Consider the following 18,194-nt stretch of genomic DNA (forward strand, 5'->3'; position numbering starts at 1 on the left):
TGTTGTGTTTGCGTGTTTACTTAATCTTTATAAATTCCAAAATGTTCCCGTGCCGCAATAAGCTGCGCTTTGGTGAGCATAAACACACCATCGCCGCCGTTATCAAACTCCAGCCAGGTGAACGGAACATCCGGATATTGTTCCATAAGATGTACCATGCTGTTGCCGACTTCACAAATCAGCACGCCATCATCAGCAAGGTAATCTGCCGCGTTACCGAGAATGCGGCGCGTCAGTTTCAGGCCGTCGGTGCCAGATGCCAGACCCAGTTCCGGCTCGTGGCGGTATTCATTTGGCAGGTCGGACATATCTTCCGCATCGACATACGGCGGGTTGGTGACGATCAGGTCGTACTGCACTTTCGGCAAGTCACGGAACAGATCGGATCGAATCGGAATGACGTTATGGATCAAACCGTGTTCTTCGATGTTCTGTTCGGCAACCGCCAGCGCGTCGGGAGAGATATCCACCGCGTCGACTTCCGCTTCCGGGAAGGCATAAGCGCAGGCAATGGCGATGCAGCCGCTACCGGTACACATATCTAAAATATGCTGCGGTTGCTTGCTGATAAGTCCGGCAAATTTATTGTTGATCAGTTCACCAATCGGCGAGCGCGGCACCAGTACGCGTTCATCGACGTAAAATTCATGACCGCAGAACCAGGCTTTGTTAGTCAAATAGGCCACCGGAATGCGTTCGTTGACGCGGCGGATCACGCGCTCAACAATACGGTGTTTTTCGCTGGAGGTCAGGCGGGCGTTACGCATATCTTCCGGAATATCCAGCGGCAGGTAGAGCGACGGCAACACCAGTTGCACTGCTTCGTCCCACGGGTTGTCTGTGCCGTGACCGTACCAGATATTTGCCGCGCTGAAGCGGCTAACCGACCAGCGCAACATGTCCTGAATGGTTTGCAGCTCATTTACTGCTTCATCGACGAAAATTTTATCCACGTATTCCTCCAGGGCATGGTCGCATTAATTTCGGCGGCTAGTTTGCCATGAAGATGACGATAAATCAGCATTCACGCGGCGATGACACAGGAAAATTATGTTTTGACCGATCGATTGCGCTGCGAGTCGGGTAAACTGTAGGAAAATTAAAATAGAGATGCATAAATGAAAAAGAAAACAACACTCAGCGAGGAGGATCAGGCACTGTTTCGCCAGCTGATGGCGGGCACTCGCAAGATTAAGCAGGACACGATTGTCCATCGACCGCAGCGTAAAAAAATCAGCGAAGTGCCGGTCAAGCGGTTGATTCAGGAACAGGCGGATGCCAGCCATTATTTCTCCGATGAGTTTCAACCGTTATTAAATACCGAAGGCCCGGTGAAATATGTCCGCCCGGATGTCAGTCATTTTGAGGCGAAGAAACTGCGCCGTGGTGATTATTCGCCAGAACTGTTTTTGGATTTGCATGGTCTGACGCAGCTTCAGGCCAAACAAGAGTTAGGCGCGTTGATTGCCGCCTGCCGCCGTGAGCATGTGTTTTGTGCCTGTGTCATGCACGGGCACGGTAAGCATATTTTAAAACAGCAAACGCCGCTGTGGCTGGCGCAGCATCCGCATGTGATGGCATTTCACCAGGCACCGAAAGAGTACGGCGGCGATGCGGCGCTGTTAGTGTTGATTGAAGTGGAAGAGTGGCTGCCGCCAGAATTGCCCTGAATGGCAACAACCGATATGGAATTTGCAGGTCGGATAAGATGCGTCAGCATCGCATCCGACAAGAAATGCCGGATGCGGCGTGAACGCCTTATCCAGTCTGGGCGCTACAGCATATTCAATATGTACTGGAACCGACACGTGGCGTCTATTGGCTGCCTGCTACTGGTATCCACACGCACTAACATATCGTGCAGTTGTCGATCGGTAATAGGGTGCTGCGTTGGCGCCACCGTCACTTTAGCGTCATCACATCCTTCAGCAGTAAATGTCATCAACTGATTTACAAAACGACAATAGGCGGCGCGTTCATCCGTTCCACTGCCATCGCAGAGCTGACCATCTTTCATCAGGTAAGTCGATAAGTTTTGTTCAATAACGGCCCCTGTTGATTTCAGGTTCAAAATCTTTGTGTGTTCAACGCGGCTGTCACTCCAGGAGATATCATAAGTCGTTAATGGCTCACTCGGGCACGTTGTTTCATAGGCTGTCGGCCCCCTATAGTATTCCGTTATCCATTTACCACCATCGATTACCCGTGTAGAACTGTTTGCCGTCAACCCCACCAACCATGGGCATGTCTCTGCTGAACCGTCGACTTCTATGGTCAGTCCTGCTACTGTGCATTCCCAGGGCAGACCTTTATCAATATCGTTCACGCCCGGACAAAAAGAATCTGATGCATCATCTACTGTACGGATCGTGATTTTGGGTGCGGGCACGTTTCCAGGCCCGGTCCACGACTGATTAGGAAGATCCCCATACTTCACGCCATGGTCGACATTCTGATAATACTCCCCATGATAAACTCCATTGGTGGTCAGTAAATCAAGGGTGAAGTTAAGTTCTGCCCTTGAGCCAACCGTACCATAATAGATCTTCACGTCAGTATAGACTCCCCCCAGTTTCGCCTGAGCTCCCTGGCTAAAGCACAGCACCAGCATGACGCAAAGCAGTAATCGTATTTTTTTCATCTTATATATACTCAAAGGTTGCCGTCAGGTTGGCGGTAAAATCACCGAGCGTGACATCGCGACCGCTTTTCGCCTGCAGCCAGGCCCTGAAATTAATGTCATTGCTGCCATCGCTGAGTGTAAATTTCGCTCCGGTCGGGTTGTTAATCGACACCCGCACACCGTCGGTCGTCTCCATCCCAATCCCGACGCCCTGAGCGGCTGAGGTGGTATCCAGCGCAAGGAAACCCGGTTGCTCGCTGTCTTCCGTACCGGTAAGGGTCACCTGCACCTGGTAACTCGCTGGTCCCTTACAATCTTTCAACTTAAACACCACCGGAACGCGCGGGGATTCCCCCGCGACCATAAGATCCTGACGGCTGATGGCAGGAAAATGCACTTCTGCCAGATTTCCGCCATCAACCACCAGCGTGCAGGAGCGGCTTAACAAGTTGCCGGAAAAATGCAGGTTGTTGTCCACGGCCAGAGTACGAGTACTACCAGTCAGCAGCAGACCCGCTAAAAGCGCGTAACCGAGCGAATAAATGCGTCCTGTCTTCATTGATAATCCACCCGTAATGTTGCCCAGGCCGAAAACGTGGTATCACTCAACACCGCATCAGCCGATTTTACCGGCACAGCTTCCAGCTTCGGCTTTTGCGTAAAATCGGTGGCGTTAATGGCAAGCGGCGTATTCAGCTTAAAACGCTGACCATCGTGCTGAAGCTCAATACCAAAGCCGGGAACGTCTGTTTCGATAGCCGCGTCATTGTACGAGGTCTGCGTCCCCGTCCAGGTGAGCGTCATATTCCAGTCGGGATCGCGAACTGCGGAGTCACAGCTCAGGTCATAGTTCACTTCCTTGCGACCATAGTCCCCGTTGATGCTGTCGATGATGAGATCGCGAAATTCCACTTCGATGGTCTTTCCACCGCTGATAGTACAGACAGGCGGTGCCACCAGCGTACCGTGGAAGGTGATGTCATCGTCAGCCGCCAGGGCAACGCCGCTGCAGGCGCAGAGTAAAAGGAGCGAGAGTTTTTTCATTGGTAATCCACCACCATCGTCATGCTGGCGTTAAATTCCGCTGGCGTAAGCTGCACTCCACTTTGTTTTACCGGCACCGCTTTGAGATTGGGCAACTGGTTAACATTGAAATCAGACCAGTTACCTTCACCCACTTTAAACAGGGAGTTATCGGCGCCGTTTTCAATGCGAATGCCCAGGCCTGAAATTTCGGTCGCAATGACCGTTTCCCCGTTAATCACGGTGGTGGAGCCTTTAAGCTGCATCCGCAGATCATCAACACCTGATGCCTTATTTCCGCAGTTCAGGGTATAAAGCGCCTCCGTCGTGCGGTAATTTGTGCCATTTATTTTGTTAATGTACACATTGCCAAATTCAACATTGCTCCCTTTCACGGAACAGGGCGGTGGCCCATCCACCATAATGCGCAACGTTAATGACACCGGTTTACTTTCTCCCGCAAAAGCAACGTTGCCCGTCAGCCAGCCGCTCAGGAGCAAAATGCCCGTTCCCACCAGAAACGTGTATTTCATAAGACTCTCCCGGCATCAGCCTTTGCGGCTCTGCTCTGCATCCACCTGGCAACTATTGCCATTACATTTAAATATCAGCGACAGTCGCGCGCCGTAGTCGTTGACGTAAGTCAGCACCGGCACACTGTCCATCTTCACATTCAGCGGTGCGGATGTTTTCGGCGGCATCACCAGCGGCGTAAACCCGGCTGCCGGATTACCATTTTTCTGCGTACTGGCGTTGCTGAGGATCACGTAATACGGCGTTGGGTTATTAACGGTGAAGGTCTGACCATTGCGGGTTAAGGTCACCTTGTGCTGCCACGGATCTCTCATGTTGATTTCTGCCAGCGCCCTGGGTCGCCAGAACAGTTTGATACGCGTTTGCAGCGCAATTTGCAGGGTGTTAGGTTTGTTCGATTTTGGCGGAATTTCACGCACGTTAAAGTAGAACATGCTCTCACGATCGGCGGGTAACTTGCTGATATCCGGCATTCCCTGGACTTTTACCTGACCATTCATCATCGCATCAATGCGCTGTACCGGCGGCAGTACCGTCAATGGCGAGCTGATTTTGTTGCCCTTTTCGTCTTCTATCCAGCTTTGCGCCAGGTATGGCAGCTTAGGATCGTTATTACGCAACGTGACGCTGATGGATTTGTCGCTTTCTTTGAAGATCAAGCGGGTGCGGTCGGGCGTTACCGATGCGTGGGTTGTAAAACTGGCGGCGGTCACCAGCAGCGCCAGCGCCGGGGCAACCATTTTTGCAGTATTAGTCTGTGTATACATGGATCATTCCTTAATCACGTTATTGGTTAGCGGAGATAGCGACTGGCGGTGTACCCGGCGTGACCTGTTGCGTCTGTTCCTGAATCACCGGTTTGATTTCCACCGGCGTAGCAGGCGTCACTGTGCCTTTTTGCTTACACGGCAGTAACAGGCCATTGAACAAGTCAGCAGGCAATGGATCTGGCAGGGAGATCTCACAGTGGGAAGCCCCATTCCATGAGACGCTCATACGTTCGCCAGCTTTTACTCCGGCCAGATAGACGTTGCCGTCATCATCGACCAGACCGACCTGTTGGTCGTGTTCGTTTTTCACTTCTGCACCAAATGGTGGATAACTGCCATCACTCATGCGCAGGACAGCCATCGCCTTTTGTCCACTAATGACCGCAAATTTACGGTAGCCAATGGCTCCTTCGGTCAGCGTCGCCTGCACCACTGACTGCGTGGCTTCGGCGTTCTCTGGCAGTTTAGTCAGGTCAATCGTGGCCTGGTTACGGTAGTAGTTATTGACGTCCGCAACGACGGCTTTACCGAACATGTTGGTGTAAACCGCTGAACCGTTACCTTCGACCGGTACGTCAGCCACGCCGTCAGCGTCGATAAGCAGGCGCGTACCGCCCATGTTTTGAGTACGATGCAACGCGCCACCGTGCGCCGTTAACGTGGCTCCACCTTGCAGCGACAGCCCGGCAGAAGTGTATTGCCCTTCATGGTAGTTAGCACTCAGATCCACGTGTGCCATAGAGCTGTCATGGCTGTAATAACCATCTACGCTGGAGTGATTTTCACTGCTGCCAACGTTTATCTGATAGTGGCTGGCGTCATCAATACGGTTGAAGTATCCCACCTGACTGCTGTCTGAACCGCTGCCGTAGTTGCCGTTGTAACTCACGGTGCTGTTATCACCCCACGGCATACTTAAGGAGATATAGACGCCTTTGTCGGCGCTGTTGTCATACTCGTAGCGATAACCTGTCAGGGAGATACTCATGTTGCGAATGCCGCCCATATTGAAATAATGGGAAAGCATGACGTTGTAGTTGGTCTGCTCCTCGCGATCCCAGTAGGTATGGCGCGTATAGTTCAGATAAACAGAAACGCCGGCATCCCTGAAGTTCTGGTTATAGGTGGCGGTGTACATCTCTTTATCGTTGCCGGCGCGAACCATTTCGCTGTCATTCGCGTCCAGATACTCGCTCATGGTCATATAGTTTTCTTCAGAGAAGCGGTATCCGGCGAAGGTGACGCGACTGTTTAGTTCATCAAAGTCTTTGGAGTAACTGACCCGGAAGGAGTTACCGTCGAGCGTACCCTTGCCGTAAGCGGTTGAATCGTCGAGTCGGGTATGCGAGTGGGTAATATCAAACGCCATCGCGCCGAAAATAGAGAGATCGCGCCCGATGCCAAGCGCGGCAGACTGATAGTTTTCATCGCCCAGCGCCCCGCCGTACAGCGACCAGCCGTTGGCTATCCCCCAAGACGCTTCGCCACCGGAGAAGAATCCGCCCTGTACATGGTGTCCCCATTCCTGCGGGCGCCCCATCATCACTTTGTAGCGCACCTGACCAGGGCGCGTCAGAAACGGCATGGAAGCGGTGCTGATGTCATACTCCTGCACCTGGCCGTTCAGCTCTTCAATGCGCACATGCAGCGTACCAGAGTTAAATTCACCGAGATCCTGAATACGGAATGGCCCGGCAGGCACCTGGGTTTCATAAATTATGCGCCCGGCCTGACTGACGGTGACTTTCGCCGCCGTATGGGCCACGCCGGAAATATCCGGGGCGTAGCCGCGCAGGTTCGGCGGCAACATTTGATCGTCGGTACTGATGCTACCGCCGATGTAGTTAAAACCATCAAAAATATCGGAGTCGAGATAGTCTTCGCCAAGTGCCAGTTTGGCTTTCAGGCTCGGTAACGCACGCCAGGCGTAGTAACGGCTCCAGTCCCAGTTTCTCTCGGTGCTGTTATCCGTCTCTTCATCGTTGCTGCGGGTGTGCTGATAATCGCTCTGCCAGTCGGCGCGCAGACGCCACGGCCCAAGGTTAACGCCAACCGTACCATTTCCGCTGATGTCGTTGCTGTCATCGCCGCCATTTTCTTCGTGTCGGGTTTGGGCGTTGATGCTGTAATCGGCAATGAAACCGGGGATGCCATCATCCCAGCGCGAAGGTGGATCCCAGTCTACATCGCTGTATTCAAGATAAGCCTGCGGTAAGGTGATGAGCAGCGCGGACTGGCTTAAATCAGCACGTATTTCCAGACCGTCAAGTTGGCCTGGCTTGAGACATTTACCGTCGTTATCCCATTGCAATTTTTGTGCAATGTCTTCTTTAAAACCAAGCTGCGCCACCAGCTCCGGCGACAGGCAGGCATAAGTTTTATTTTTATCGTTTTCTGACGCATACCAGTAAATATCATATTCATCGGGTAACGGCTGTTTATTTACCTGAACCTGTAAATTATATTTACCCGGTTCAACATAACCCTGACTGGAAAAACGCTTCAGATCAATTTTCGTGTCGCCTTTTAATTCCAGAAAACGGGAATCAAACTGAATATCTTCGTCGGCCCAGGCATTGATATGGCATCCAGATATTGCCATAGCAACACACCAGGGAAGCGCCCGTAAGCGGAAAAGGGAATGGTCAGGCATACACGTATCCATCCGTGGTTATTTAAAGACTATCGAAACGCTAAAAACCCCTCATAGCATTGCTGCTATGAGGGGACATACCTTAGAGATAGGTAATCTGGAAGGTGGTATTAGCTTCAAAACCACCCAGATCCGGCGCGTCAGTCGCACCTACCAGCCAGGCTTTAAAGTTTAAAGTTTGTTTCGGTTTGCCTTTGGAGGTTGCAGTATCTTTTACGATCTGCTGATTAATGCCAGCGCCACTTTTGTAAGAGGTTCCTTGTTGATCACCAATCGCCAGGCTCACGTTGTTAAACGCCGCACCGGTATCAGTATTAAAAATGGTGTAATAGTTGCCGCTATTCGCCGTAGACACAGTACCGGTGAAGGTAGTGGCCATGGTAGTTTGGGTATCAAACACGCAGTCCTGCAAACGAATCTGGAAATCTTTCGGCGTGGTAGTGCCGTTGTTTTTCAGTTTATCTGCACCGATATTACCCATATCCACTTCCAGTTTGTGATCGTCTGGTACGATTGAGCAAACTGAATCTTCAATGGTGCCGTAAAAACGGGCAGTACCGTTGTTACCTTCTGCGAAAGAAGATGTTGAAGTGAACGCACCCATTACCATTGCTGCTGCAATAGCTGTTTTTACAAACTTACTCATTATTTGTCCTTAAACCATAAATAATTAGAATATAAGCTAACTGAAATATTGACGATAAAATCCCTCAATCTTTCTTCAGCAGCTTTTAACCAACCATTGAATAGGATTTCTGATCCATAAAATACGGGTTGCACGAGATGATATTCTTTGGCGTGGCGGCAATGTTGATATTTTAATGAGACTGATTCAATTTAAATTTACTAACAACACAGTGTAGAAATTTTTAAATAATCAACAGCACAAATAATAGCTTGAGGGTTATCTCAAAAAGCAGCAGAACATTTCATCAAAACGGTACAAACACTTTATACCATGAATGATTCTGGATCATAAAACAGCTAAAAATAAATATGGCAATTGTGACTTTAGCTTCTCGAAGATATAATATTAATCTTTCTGAATTAATATTATATCAAGACCCAAAAATATCTACTCGGCAATGTTATCTTTTATTTTTTAACACCTCTTTTCGAAAAATAATAACCCATGCAAAAAAGCAACAATTACTTCCATATGTAACTTTGTGAAAAGAAATAAGCACCATTACTATAAATGGAAACATTTATTTTTTCACACCAGGACGATTAAACGCATTTAAATAGCAATGATTTCAATACAGTAAGCAAAACTAAGGCCCGACAGCTTACGCCAGCGGGCCTTACACGTTCATATCAAATTGCTTTTGCCATCTTCAGATTACACGGGCTCATCTGCCAGTTGAATTGACCTTTTCCGCTTTCATCAAGCGTTACGCTGGCAATGGCCGAGGTGGTAAACATAGGCGGCGTTTCGCCCGGACATAACTCGGCGACCAGATACCCGACTAATGGTAAATGGGAGATCACCAGTACCGAAGCAACACCTTCATTGGTCAACGCCTGCAGATAGGCACTGACCAGGCCAACATCGCCGCAGGGCGTTAACTCCGGCAGAACTTCTGCACTGGAAGGCAGGTTCAGACAATCCCCTACTTCGTCCAGTGTTTGCTCGGCTCGCAGGAACGGGCTCACCAGAACGCGTTCGATTTCCACTTTTTGACCTTTCAGCCAGTTCGCCATCAGGCGAGATTCGTCACAACCGTTAGTGGTCAGAGGACGAACCGAATCACTGGCGGCATCGAGGGCTGCGTCGCCGTGACGCATGATAAAAACTTGCATATTGCACCGCTTTTGTTAACCAGATTCGCCCGTCTTCTTTCATCTGAAACCAGATAAAGAGGACGGTGGCCGGCATTGTGCCTTATCCATTCACCGAATGAAACGCTGTTTTTTACCTCAATGGCGTAAGTATAGTCAATATGCGTTTACATTTTGAACAACACTCCGCCATTCAGCGCGGATTCATATAGCTTTGACCTTCTTATTGCAGGTCAGTTGCAGTTGTTTTCCAAAAACTTTCCCCACGCGCGCCCATCTCTACTAAACGCTCGCAAGGGGTAAAACGAGAACCATACTGCGTGGCCAGTCGCTGCATTAATGCAACCACTTCACCCGCGCCGAGAGAATCGATATAGCGGAACGGCCCACCAAGAAACGGTGGAAAACCAATGCCAAATGCCGCGCCAATGTCCCCGTCACGCACGCTTCGGATAACCTGCTCGTCCAGACAACGTACTGCTTCATTCAGCATCAACATCACGCACCGTTCAGCAACCTGCGGTGCGGAAAGCCGCCCCTGCCCTTGCGCGCCAATCAGCGGGTAAATGGCGGGATCGACCTGTTTTTTGCTTTTACGCCCTTTCTGACCGTAAAGATAGAAACCCCGGTCATTTTTTCTGCCTTTGCGATCATCGTTCAAAATTGAAGAAACAACATTTGCAGGCGCGCTAAAACGTTCTCCATAAGCTGCTTCCAGTACAGGAATAATTTTAGTCCCGGTGTCGATTCCTACCTCATCCAAAAGTTGGATTGGACCTACCGGAAAACCAAATTTCACCAGCGCGGCATCAATGTGCTCTACCCGCTCACCTTCGGTCAACATGCGGATAGCTTCATTAATGTAAGGCGCTAAGATGCGATTGACGTAAAACCCGGCTTTGTCACGCACGACAATTGGCGTTTTACCCTGTTTTTTCGCCAGTTTTACCGTAGTGGCGATGGTTTGCGCCGATGTCCCCGCATGAGGAATGATCTCCACCAGCGGCATTTTTTCCACCGGACTGAAGAAATGCAGGCCGATAACTTGCTCTGGTCGCGTGGCGTGAGCGGCGATATCGCCAATCGGTAAAGATGAGGTATTCGAAGCAAAAATGGTATGAGCGGCGCAGTTTTGCTCAACTTCTGCCACCATCTGTTGTTTTAATTCGAGATTTTCAAATACTGCTTCAATAATCAGATCGCGATGGGCAAAGCCGCGATAATCCGTCGCCCCCGAAATCAGCGCCAGCTGTTTGTCGCGTTCACTGGCTTTGAGATGACGACGGCGCACTTTACTCTCCAGCTGATCCCAACTGTATTTCAGCGCATGATTAATCCCCTGAGCGTTGATATCTTTAATTCGTACCGGCAGACCCGCTTTACAGGCAGTGACGTAAGCAATACCGCCGCCCATCAAGCCGCCGCCTAAAATCCCCACGCTGTTTAAGGGAGCGGGTGCAACATTGCTGCCAGGATCTTTCTTCACATCAGTACTGGCAAAAAAGATATTGCGCAATGCCTTTGATTGCGACGTCATCGCCAGTTCACCAAAGGCTCTTGCTTCAGCGTCATAGCCGCTGCTGGTGCCCTGCGCTAACCCTGTCTCGACAACCTCAAGAATACGTTCCGTCGCCGGATAGTTACCCTGGGTTTTCTGTTCTGTTTTTTTGCTTACCATTTTGAATAACAGCGCACGACCTAATGGCCCCGCCATCACACGTTCGCGAACCGGGAGTGTCCGCGAAACCGGACGATCCTGCTTCGCCAGCTCCACAGCGGCTTCCAGTAAAATGGAATGCGGAACGACGTCATCCACCAGCCCCAGCTTTAACGCCTGTTTTGCCCGAAGCTGCTTGCCGGTGAGGATCATCTCTAATGCTGTGCTGACGCCTATCAGGCGCGGTAAACGCTGGGTTCCACCTGAACCGGGTAACAACCCAAGCTGAACTTCAGGCAAACCGAGCACCGTTTTAGGATCGTCGGTACAGATGCGACCATGACACGCCAGTGCTAGCTCCAGCCCGCCGCCAAGACATGCGCCGTGAATAGCCGCGATAACCGGAACGGGCAAAGCATGAATCTCTGCCATTAACTGTTGCCCCTGCCGCGCCAGTGCTTCCGCTTCTTGCGCCGTTTTGCAGTTGCCGATCATGTTGATATCCGCGCCGGCAATAAAGTTGTCTGGTTTCGCGGAGATAAACACCACGCCGCGCAGATCTTTATTTTCGCGGAGTTGCTTAATAATGACTCGCACCTGTGAGGCAAACTCCACCTTCAGGGTATTCATTTTCTCACCGGGAACGTCGATGGTGATGATGGCAATGTTGTCCAGACGCATATTGAGGGTAAATGCTGATGCCATTTCCATTATTCCGCCTCCAGAACCATTGCTGCGCCAAGCCCACCGGCAGCACAGGCGGTCACTAAACCAAATCCACCGCCGCGTCGGCGAAGTTCATGCAATGTCTGAGTTATCATCCGCGCGCCAGTCGCCGCAAAGGGATGCCCGTAAGCTATCGAGCCGCCAAGCACGTTAAATTTGCTGTCATCCACTTCACCAGTGGCATGTGCGCGCCCCAGCACATCGCGGGCAAAACGTTCGCTACCCAGCAACTGAATATTCGCCAGCGTCTGGGCAGCAAAGGCTTCGTGCATATCAATCAATGTCAGATCGCTCATCGTCAAACCAGCACGTTCCAGCGCCAGCGGTGTTGACCAGGCCGGGCCGAGCAGCATGTCCTGCCAGACATCTATCGCGGTAAATGCATAACTGCGCAGATACCCCAGCGGTAACAACCCTAATTCTTTCGCCCGCGATTCGGTCATCAGGATCACCGCCGCAGCACCATCGGTCAGCGGCGTGCTGTTTGCCGCCGTTACCGTTCCGTGTTTGCGATCAAACGCCGGACGCAGCTTTGCGTAATCGGCAAGCGTGGAATTACCGCGAATATTATTATCTTCCGCGAACGGTTGTTTATAAGGAGGGATAAAGGCGGTCATCACTTCTTCTTTGAGTTTACCTTCCGACCACGCGTGAGCGGCTCGCTGATGCGAACGATGCGCCAGCGCATCTTGCTGTTCGCGAGTAATGCCGTAGGTTTTCGCCATTTGTTCGGCGGTGTCACCCATCCGCAAGCCCGTGGAATATTCTGCTACCGCAGGCGGTACGGGCATTAAGTCACGCAAACGCAGGCGAGAAAAGAGTTTCAGCCGTTGGCTCATTGTGCGTGCTTTGTTGACATCCACCAGCACGCGCGCCAGCTTTTTACTAACGCCAATCGGCAATACCGACGAGGAATCTGCCCCACCGGCAATCCCCGCTCGAATAGTTCCCGCCATCAGGCTTTCGGCAACGTTTGCCACAGCCTGGAAACTGGTGGCACAGGCACGACTGACGCTGTAAGCATCGGTATGGACGTTCATTCCGGTGCCAAGAACAATTTCACGCGCAATGTTGGGGGCTTCCGGCATTTGCACAACCTGACCAAATACCAGTTGTTCAATCACTTCGGCGGGGATCTCGCTACGAGCAAGCAGTTCTCCGACGACCATCTTCCCCAAATCAACAGCGGGAATGCCATGAAAAGCCGTCGCCTGGCGAGCAAAAGGCGTGCGTAATCCGCTAACGATGGCGATACGATCGCCCTGACGGGTAACCAGCGGTAAAACCTGACCCATAACACTCCCCTGTAAAAAAATATATAAAGTGGTCTGACCTGATCATAGTCTTAACCATTTTTTTACATTTAGCCAAGTGGAGAAAAGGGAAAGTGGGAGCTATGACACAGAGAGAAAAGAAGAAGAGAAAACAAAACGCCCCTGCCAGCAACTGGCAGGGGCGTGCGTACCTGAGAGGAATTAACGCAGACCCAGCTGGAAGATCAGCATTTCAGCTTCGCAGGCAAAAGTGAAATCGATATCCAGGCGAACACCATCAGACTCTTCAGTGAAAGTCGGGGTGATTTTGCAAGGTTCGGATTCCACGCCACGGGCTTTTTCAGTCAGCGCCGCCAGCATTTGTTCTGCTTCTGCGCGGTTTGCAAACACGCGGCTATAAGACGCGGTGCAATCGGAGTTGTCCATAATGGTGCCAACATCCATACAGCAGCAAACCGGGGTTTCATCAGCACTACATTTACTCATCGTTGATTTCCTCTGTATGTGCACCCAAGGTGCCAGATAAACGTTGCGGATATTTTACGCTTCCGGAAAGTGCTGCTCCAGTTGTTAATTCTGCAAAATCGGATAAGTGACCGAAATCACACTTAAAAATGATCTAAAACAAAATTCACCCGGATGGATGAGTGCGCCACCTCCAAATTTTGCCAGCTGGATCGCGTTTCTTAGATCATATTTGAAAAAAGATAGAAACATACTTGCAACATTCCATCTGGTCAGACCTATACTCTCGCCACTGGTCTGATTTCTAAGATGTACATCAGCACCTACACTTCGCGCTCCTGTTACAGCACGTAACATAGTTTGTATAAAAATAAATTATTGAGGTTATGGTCATGAGCCAGAAAACCCTGTTTACAAAGTCTGCTCTCGCAGTCGCAGTGGCACTTATCTCCACCCAGGCCTGGTCGGCAGGCTTTCAGTTAAACGAATTTTCTTCCTCTGGCCTGGGCCGGGCTTATTCAGGGGAAGGCGCAATTGCCGATGATGCCGGTAACGTCAGCCGTAACCCCGCGTTGATTACCATGTTTGACCGCCCGACTTTTTCTGCGGGTGCGGTTTATATTGATCCGGATGTAGATATTACCGGACATTCTAATTTAACCGGTCAGAGTGCAAATGCTAAAAATATCGCACCGACAGCGTGGGTACCTAACCTGCACTTTGTCGCGCCTATTAACGATCAGTTTGGTTGGGGGGCGTCAATAACGTCCAACTACGGCCTGGCTACGGAATTTACCGACAACTACGCTGCTGGTATCTATGGCGGTAAAACTGATCTGCAGACAATCAACCTTAACCTTAGCGGGGCTTATCGCCTTAACAATAGCTGGAGTTTTGGTCTTGGTTTTGATGCTGTTTACGCCAAGGCAAAAATTGAGCGTTACGCCGGTTCGCTGGGGCCTTTGTTGTCTCAACAGTTGATTGCCCAGGGTGTACCCGCTTCATTGACCAATGGTATTAATACTCCGGACTCTCAAATTGCTCATCTGAAAGGTGACGAGTGGGGCTTTGGCTGGAACGCGGGTATTCTTTATGAACTGGATAAAGATAACCGTTGGGGCCTGACATATCGTTCAGAAGTTAAAATCGACTTCGAAGGGGATTACAAAAGCTCCATTAACCCAAATCTGAACAACATTTTGGGTAACATGGGCTTGCCGTATGGCACGATGGGTGCAACACAAAATGGATCCTTGACACTCAACCTGCCTGAGATGTGGGAGATTTCTGGTTATAACCGTGTTGCGCCGCAGTGGGCAATTCACTACAGCATGGCCTATACCAGCTGGAGCCAGTTTCAGGAGCTGAAAGCGAAAGGCGATAGTGGTCAGACGCTGTTCTATAAAGATGAAGGATTCCGTGACGCATATCGTATCGCGTTGGGTGCAACCTACTATTACGATAAAAACTGGACCTTCCGTACCGGTATCGCCTATGACGACAGCCCGGTTCCGGCAGATAAACGTTCTATTTCCATTCCTGACCAGGATCGCTTGTGGTTAAGTGCTGGGTTAACCTACGCATTTAATGAAGATGCATCCATTGACGTTGGCGCATCTTATATGCATGGTCAGAAAGTGAAATTCACCGAAGGTGAAGGCGCGGCAGCTTATTCCTTCGAGTCTGAAGGTAAAGCCTGGCTGTTCGGGACTAACTTTAATTACGCGTTCTAATAACACGTTAGCTTAATAAGAAAAAAGGTGAGTTTTACGACTCACCTTTTTTATTTGCGGCTTATTCAGAATCGATATCTTTTAAATCATCCTGAATCGCTTGCGCATTCGGGTTTTCTTGTGGTTTGAGTTCACCGCCATTGGCGATGAAATCATGACGCTGGAAGTAAGCCTCGCGCACCATGATATAAGGATCGGAGGACTGGCGAAGCAAGCCGTCAGAATCCAGCAACTGCGCACGAGTTTCGATCCCTTCAAGCGTCCATTTACCCACCGACATCGGCCAGGTCAGCCAGGAAAGTACCGGGTAAAGACTATCTGCCATATCACCGCCGTCATCACGCAGCGTAAAGCTACCGTAGAACGGTAACTGAACGTACGGCCCATAGCCCACGCCATAGTGACCGAGCGTGCTACCAAAACGGTGAGGTTCAGTCCGTTGCAGCTTCGGATTCGCCATCCCCGCAACATCAATAAAGCCGCCCATACCCAAAATGGTGTTCAGGAAAAAGCGGGTAAAGTGGACCATCCCCTGATAAGGGTCGCCCTGCAAGAAGTAGTTAACCATCACCGCAGGTTCTTCAAGGTTGCCGGTAAAGTTGCTCAAACCGTTACGCGCCGGTTGTGGAACATAATCACGCCAGACGACAGCTACCGGTCGAACCACATACGGGTCTAACACATTGAAGTTAAAATTGTACATGGTGCGGTTGAACCCTTCTAACGGGTCAGAACGCCCTTGCTGATCTGTACCGGAACTCGCACACCCCACCAGAAGCGTAGTTCCCAGAGCAAGCGCCGACAGGCGAAGCTTCATAAATGTCTCCCTGTTTTTTATGGCTTTTTTATGGCTTATGCAGTTTGCCATCCATGACGGAACGATACCGTATCCGCCTGTTTAGGTGTGGGCGATTGTAACAGCACGTCAACTGATGTCCAGACGCCCTGGAATGCTGACTTGATCATAGCCTGGTAATCGCCGCCCTGTAGGCTACTTGATTCTGTAGAAACAGAAAAAGGCAAACGCAGCCTTTTATACATTTTCAGAGTAACTCCCGCCAGTTGCGAGCAAAAAAGCCGCTACGCTTTAGCTATACGTGCTAATTCAAGAGACGACACCATGGACAATGACAAAATAGATAAACACAGCGACGAACTTGAAGTAGAGAGCGAAGAAAAAGAGCGTGGAAAAAAAATAGAAATCGATGAAGACCGGCTCCCCTCCAGAGCGATGGCTATTCACGAACATATCCGCCAGGACGGCGAAAAAGAGCTGGAGCGCGACGCAATGGCGCTACTATGGTCAGCCATTGCAGCGGGTCTGTCGATGGGCGCATCTCTACTGGCAAAAGGGATATTTCATGTCGAACTGGAGGGCGTACCGGGGAGCTTTTTGCTGGAGAATCTGGGTTATACCTTTGGTTTTATTATCGTCATTATGGCTCGCCAGCAATTATTTACTGAGAATACCGTAACTGCGGTACTGCCGGTGATGCAAAAACCGACTATCGGCAACATCGGCTTACTGATGCGGTTATGGGGCGTCGTGCTGCTGGGTAATATTCTCGGAACAGGTATTGCGGCGTGGGCTTTTGAGTATATGCCTATCTTTAATGAAGAAACCCGCGATGCGTTTGTCAAAATCGGCATGGGTGTGATGAAAAACACCCCCAGCGAGATGTTTGCCAACGCGATCATCTCCGGCTGGCTTATAGCCACAATGGTATGGATGTTCCCTGCGGCGGGAGCGGCAAAGATTGTAGTAATTATATTGATGACGTGGCTTATCGCACTGGGCGACACTACCCACATCGTCGTCGGTTCTGTAGAGATCCTCTATCTGGTCTTTAACGGCACGCTGCACTGGAGCGATTTCATCTGGCCATTCGCGCTACCTACTCTGGCGGGAAACATCTGCGGCGGCACCTTCATCTTCGCATTAATGAGCCATGCGCAAATCCGTAACGATATGAGTAACAAGCGTAAAGAAGAGGCACGCCAGAAAGCAGAACATGCGGAAATCATTAAGAAAAATGATAAAAATCCGCTATAAGTGGCGAGGGTTTAAGCAATCGAGCGGCAGTGTACTTACTCCGCTGTTTAATAGCGGTTATACTCATGCCGCGCTGTCCTCTTAGTTAAATGGATATAACGAGCCCCTCCTAAGGGCTAATTGCAGGTTCGATTCCTGCAGGGGACACCATTTATCAGTTCGCTCCCATCATCTGTACCAGTCCGCAAAATCCCCTTGAATATCAAGCTTTCCGTGCATCCACAGTTCGTCATGGTTCGCGTAAGATTGTTAACAGCCGCACTTCATGACGGGTAAAAAGTGGATAAAATAATTTTACCCACCGGATTTTTACCCATGCTCACTGTTAAGCAGATTGAAGCAGCAAAGCCGAAAGAAAAACCATATCGACTTCTCGATGGTAATGGTCTGTACCTTTATGTCCCTGTATCCGGGAAAAAGGTATGGCAGCTTCGCTACAAGATTGACGGCAAGGAGAAAATCCTGACTGTCGGAAAATAGATACCAGAAAAAATCTAAAATCGTGGCCAGTTTTTGTTAACCACTACAATCACCGCTGTTCAGCTGAACAAATTCAATAAATCACTAAAAATTCACAATAGACTTTCATTCATCTCACGAATTAAGTATTATCTTAATATTAAGGATAATCTAAAAATATAACTGCGGTTAAAATTTTTAAGCCAAAACTTACCAACGTTAATACTTCTAGTTTTAACGTATTTTTCGGAGGTTACGATTATGGGGAGTAAAAATATTGCAATCGCAGGAGGCGGTTTTTTTGGTTTGTATCTGGCAGAACAACTTGCATTGAAGGGTTGTAAAGTTACAGTTTATGAGAAAAGTCAAGAACTCATGTCCCGAGCATCCTATGTTAATCAGGCTCGAGTTCACAATGGCTATCATGGTAATGACTCCAACT

17 protein-coding genes, 1 tRNA gene and 1 pseudogene are annotated in these 18,194 nt (G+C 49.8%); 6 read left to right on the plus strand and 13 right to left on the minus strand.

Annotated features, from left to right (window positions below; all coding sequences use genetic code 11):
* Window positions 1-20: 20 nt before the first annotated feature.
* Window positions 21-953, minus strand: coding sequence for a 50S ribosomal protein L3 N(5)-glutamine methyltransferase (gene prmB, locus A7589_RS05565; protein ID WP_010351486.1), 933 nt, complete (start codon window positions 951-953; stop codon window positions 21-23).
* 165 nt (window positions 954-1,118) lie between these two features.
* Here prmB and smrB point away from each other — a divergent pair, with 165 nt between their 5' ends.
* Window positions 1,119-1,670 carry an endonuclease SmrB gene (smrB, locus tag A7589_RS05570; RefSeq protein ID WP_000730806.1) on the plus strand — a complete coding sequence of 184 codons (552 nt, stop codon included), beginning with the start codon at window positions 1,119-1,121 and terminating at the stop codon, window positions 1,668-1,670.
* 104 nt (window positions 1,671-1,774) lie between these two features.
* On the opposite strand, the gene A7589_RS05575 is transcribed toward smrB, so the two are convergent.
* The 11 genes from A7589_RS05575 to A7589_RS05625 form a co-directional block, all read right to left on the minus strand.
* Window positions 1,775-2,641 carry a StfH/YfcO family fimbrial adhesin gene (locus tag A7589_RS05575; RefSeq protein ID WP_016158699.1) on the minus strand — a complete coding sequence of 289 codons (867 nt, stop codon included), beginning with the start codon at window positions 2,639-2,641 and terminating at the stop codon, window positions 1,775-1,777.
* A gap of 1 nt (window position 2,642) precedes the next feature.
* A complete protein-coding gene (locus A7589_RS05580) occupies window positions 2,643-3,182 on the minus strand; it encodes a fimbrial protein (protein ID WP_000847941.1) in 540 nt (179 codons plus the stop codon).
* Complete coding sequence (locus tag A7589_RS05585; protein ID WP_000736550.1) at window positions 3,179-3,667, minus strand: fimbrial protein; 489 nt, start codon at window positions 3,665-3,667, stop codon at window positions 3,179-3,181. The genes A7589_RS05580 and A7589_RS05585 overlap by 4 nt, the downstream gene beginning before the upstream one ends.
* Window positions 3,664-4,179, minus strand: a complete 516-nt coding sequence (locus A7589_RS05590; protein WP_000877923.1) for a fimbrial protein — start codon at window positions 4,177-4,179, stop codon at window positions 3,664-3,666. Before A7589_RS05590 ends, A7589_RS05585 begins: the two co-directional genes overlap by 4 nt.
* 15 nt (window positions 4,180-4,194) lie before the next feature.
* On the minus strand, window positions 4,195-4,947 hold the full coding sequence (locus A7589_RS05595; RefSeq protein WP_000288639.1) for a fimbria/pilus periplasmic chaperone: 753 nt from the start codon (window positions 4,945-4,947) through the stop codon (window positions 4,195-4,197).
* Between the two features lie 19 nt (window positions 4,948-4,966).
* Window positions 4,967-7,603 (minus strand): fimbrial biogenesis outer membrane usher protein, encoded by a 2,637-nt coding sequence (locus tag A7589_RS05600; protein ID WP_010358806.1) that lies wholly within the window; start codon window positions 7,601-7,603, stop codon window positions 4,967-4,969.
* An 82-nt stretch (window positions 7,604-7,685) separates the two neighbouring features.
* Complete coding sequence (locus tag A7589_RS05605; protein ID WP_108188759.1) at window positions 7,686-8,249, minus strand: fimbrial protein; 564 nt, start codon at window positions 8,247-8,249, stop codon at window positions 7,686-7,688.
* 671 nt (window positions 8,250-8,920) lie between these two features.
* The gene (sixA, locus tag A7589_RS05610) at window positions 8,921-9,406 is read right to left on the minus strand and encodes a phosphohistidine phosphatase SixA (protein WP_001195811.1); all 486 of its coding nucleotides are present in this window, start codon (window positions 9,404-9,406) and stop codon (window positions 8,921-8,923) included.
* Window positions 9,407-9,608: 202 nt separating this feature from the next.
* Window positions 9,609-11,753 (minus strand): fatty acid oxidation complex subunit alpha FadJ, encoded by a 2,145-nt coding sequence (gene fadJ / locus A7589_RS05615; RefSeq protein ID WP_000424979.1) that lies wholly within the window; start codon window positions 11,751-11,753, stop codon window positions 9,609-9,611.
* Complete coding sequence (fadI, locus tag A7589_RS05620; RefSeq protein ID WP_105282499.1) at window positions 11,753-13,063, minus strand: acetyl-CoA C-acyltransferase FadI; 1,311 nt, start codon at window positions 13,061-13,063, stop codon at window positions 11,753-11,755. Before fadI ends, fadJ begins: the two co-directional genes overlap by 1 nt.
* Window positions 13,064-13,243: 180 nt before the next feature.
* Window positions 13,244-13,528, minus strand: a complete 285-nt coding sequence (locus A7589_RS05625) for a YfcZ/YiiS family protein (RefSeq protein ID WP_010353400.1) — start codon at window positions 13,526-13,528, stop codon at window positions 13,244-13,246.
* Window positions 13,529-13,899: 371 nt separating this feature from the next.
* On the opposite strand from A7589_RS05625, the gene fadL reads away from it, so the two are divergent.
* Entirely contained in the window at window positions 13,900-15,240 is a 1,341-nt protein-coding gene (gene fadL, locus A7589_RS05635) for a long-chain fatty acid transporter FadL (RefSeq protein WP_010355469.1), read from the plus strand.
* Between the two features lie 61 nt (window positions 15,241-15,301).
* Here the strand turns inward: fadL and mlaA are convergent, their stop codons facing one another.
* Entirely contained in the window at window positions 15,302-16,057 is a 756-nt protein-coding gene (gene mlaA, locus A7589_RS05640; protein WP_000776783.1) for a phospholipid-binding lipoprotein MlaA, read from the minus strand.
* Window positions 16,058-16,360: 303 nt separating this feature from the next.
* On the opposite strand from mlaA, the gene A7589_RS05650 reads away from it, so the two are divergent.
* The 4 genes and pseudogenes from A7589_RS05650 to A7589_RS05665 all read left to right on the plus strand — a co-directional run.
* Entirely contained in the window at window positions 16,361-17,293 is a 933-nt protein-coding gene (locus tag A7589_RS05650; RefSeq protein WP_000368111.1) for a formate/nitrite transporter family protein, read from the plus strand.
* A gap of 75 nt (window positions 17,294-17,368) precedes the next feature.
* A tRNA-Arg gene (locus A7589_RS05655) sits at window positions 17,369-17,443 on the plus strand.
* Window positions 17,444-17,608: 165 nt separating this feature from the next.
* A pseudogene (locus tag A7589_RS05660) lies at window positions 17,609-17,770 on the plus strand (Arm DNA-binding domain-containing protein); the annotation flags it as partial.
* 243 nt (window positions 17,771-18,013) lie between these two features.
* On the plus strand, window positions 18,014-18,194 hold a 181-nt coding region (locus A7589_RS05665), incomplete at its 3' end, for an FAD-dependent oxidoreductase (RefSeq protein WP_133174882.1).

The organism is Escherichia sp. MOD1-EC6475 (assembly GCF_003046645.1).
Lineage (GTDB): Bacteria > Pseudomonadota > Gammaproteobacteria > Enterobacterales > Enterobacteriaceae > Escherichia > Escherichia ruysiae.